General features: G+C 25.3%; 1 protein-coding gene. It reads right to left on the bottom strand.

All coding sequences use genetic code 11. The annotated features are described in order from the left end of the window. On the bottom strand, window positions 1-2,390 hold a 2,390-nt coding region (locus tag E2O22_RS07755; RefSeq protein WP_133319975.1), incomplete at both ends, for a CDP-glycerol glycerophosphotransferase family protein.

Genomic DNA, 2,390 nt, shown 5'->3' with positions numbered 1-2,390 from the left:
TATAAATTCTCTCACAACATTTGCCATCTCTAAATTTAAAAGTAGAATTAATATTATTTAAATATTTATCTGCAATACTACAATTATTTCTTAAAATCTCTTCGAGATTTTCAAATAATTTTACTTCATTAAAAACAACAGGACCAAAACCATCTCTTTCATAATCAAAGTAACCTTTTTGCAAAGTATGAGAGCTAAAAAAATCCTCTTTATCAAATTGATAATATATTATAGGTTTTTTTAAATAAGCCATTTCAAAAGCCACACTAGAATAATCAGTTATCATTAACGATGAATTACAAAATAATTTCTGCAAACTTTCATTTTTATCTGCAACTTTAATATAATCAGGGATATTAAATTTTTCTAAATAAGGGATAATAAATGGATGTGGATTAAAAACAACATCATATAAATACTCATTATGTATTTGTTTTAGTTTGCTATTATTTAGCAAAGAATTATATTTTAAAAAATATTCACTTTGTAAAAATAATTTTTGAATAGACTCTTCATCAAGATGGGCTAATTTTTTTCTCCATGTTGGCATTATAAGAATTTGTCTAGTATTGGTCTTATTGTTTTTTAATAAACTGTCATGTCTAGCAAATCCAGTTAAAACTACTTCTTTTTTGCTAAATTTATAACGATTATAATCGCTTGCAATAGAATCATATTCTGCTTGTGTAGAAGTTATAAACAAGCCTATTTTTTTAGAATTAAGCCATCCTGAAAGATCATTCAATGTCACTCCATGTTGTAAAAAAATAAATTGGGAACCATATTGAACATACCTGGTTAAATAATGATCGCAATGAGAACTAATAATTTTTGATGATTTTTTTATAATTCTTTCAAACTCACTACTTCCAAATTCAACTAAATTAAATTTTTCTGCCTTTAATCTATTCCAATCTTTAGAATCTCTTTTCAATGCAAAGACGATTTTTCGTTCAGGATGATTTTGCATAATATATCTATAAAAATGCTCCGCATTATCATCTGCTTCATAATCCCTATCCATCAAAAGCCAAATGCCACTATCTTGTAACAATGAATGAAATTTCATATTAACTTCTGTTATAGAAATATAATATTTTTGCCATCCTATCATAGATTGCCTTCCATTTACAAACAATTCTAGTTTATCTTTCGATTCTTTAGGTATAGAAATCCAAAAACTTTTTTGATAGCAAAAAACTCTACCCAAAAAATCATGTTTTGTGATTTTTTTATACTCCGCTTGAACTTCTTTACCATCAATTCTAATACTTTCTATGTCTTCGTTATTTCCTGTATAGTATGTAAGTAATATTTGTTTTTTATAAGGATCATAATCCTCTATATATGCTATTTGTATAGAGGGCTGTTCTCCTTTGAAACAATTCAACATACCTATTTTATGAAAAAACCAACATCCTGCGAAATTAAATTTTAAGATTGTATTATGATGAATATGAGCAAAATTTTCGTCCAATAAATTCAAATATTCTTTTTTTTCATCATCACTTAATATAGAAGCTCTTTCTGGATGATTGATAAAATATTTAATTTGCCATATAAGATGATACAAACAATTAAATTCTACAAAAGATTCACAAAATTTGTTCTCTTTTAATAGCTCTAATGTCCCTATATTAGTACTAATAAGAAGATAATCTTTATTAAAAGAATTATCTATTGTCGAACTTCCATCTTCTCTTTTTCTATAAAAATATATCGCTTGCGGTAAAAAAGCACTCTTGCAATTAATATTTTGAAGTAAATACTGACTTAGAAATTTTCCATCTTCAAAACTTGGTTTTAATTTTTCATCAAATAGTATGCTGCAATTTTCTAATCTAAAGAACGAAGAAGCCACATGCAAATGAATATTTTCATTTAAATCAAAATTATCAATAATTCTAGATCCTTTTTTAAATTTGAAACTTAAAGGATGATCATCTTTATATATTTTTTGATTTTCATAATATAAAACAACATTACAACCCACCATATGAATATTTTCCTGAATATGATTGGTTAAAAATCTATCCACTTCATAAAAATAACCTCTATCGAAAAAATCATCCGAATCTGCAAAGGTTACCCAAACTGGTTTTGAATAGGATTTCTCTTTTATATATTTCAATCCTAAATTTCTAGCACTAGATTGTCCTCCATTTTCTTTATAAAAATAAATAATATTTTCTGGATATTTTTTTTGATATTCTTTTATAATTCTTGCAGAATTATCAAGAGATCCATCATCAACAAAAATTAAAGTGATATTTTTTTTAAAGTCAAGCCTTTGATTTATAGCAGATCTAATAAAACTATCTATATATTTTTCAACATTGTATACAGCAGAAACTACAATATAATGATATGGTGTTTTAAATTTTTTAAAA

Source organism: Campylobacter lari (assembly GCF_004357905.1).
Classification (GTDB): Bacteria; Campylobacterota; Campylobacteria; order Campylobacterales; family Campylobacteraceae; genus Campylobacter_D; species Campylobacter_D lari_D.
This window is presented reverse-complemented; position numbering and strand designations above follow the sequence as displayed.